This window comes from Streptomyces azureus, from assembly GCF_001270025.1.
GTDB classification, from domain to species: domain Bacteria; phylum Actinomycetota; class Actinomycetes; order Streptomycetales; family Streptomycetaceae; genus Streptomyces; species Streptomyces azureus.
Genome location: NZ_DF968371.1, coordinates 1 through 242, shown reverse-complemented (window position 1 = coordinate 242; position 242 = coordinate 1). Strand labels below are relative to the sequence as shown.

Annotated in this window: 1 protein-coding gene; it reads right to left on the bottom strand. The window is 67.4% G+C overall.

Features of this window, described 5'->3' with window-relative positions; genetic code table 11:
• The coding region (locus tag AOQ53_RS41845) for a transposase (protein WP_148640392.1) at nucleotides 1-173 on the bottom strand (173 nt) is incomplete at its 3' end.
• Between the last annotated feature and the right edge of the window lie 69 nt (nucleotides 174-242).

Here is a 242-nt window from a genome sequence, read left to right as displayed (position 1 = left end):
TCCCCGAGCCGGGCGGCCATCGGCTCGATGGACTTACGCCGCCCGTCGGTCAGCAGCCCCCGCAGGTAGACCTGCCCCCACCGGCGCTGATCCTTGCGCGCGAACGGCTCGAACACCTCCGCCGCGAACGCCTCCAACTCACCACGCACCAAAGCAATCTCGTCCGGAGTCACACACCCTCAACGCCACACCGGGCCGGAAGGACACGCACCACCACAACCGACCTGACCAAGCACTACTAG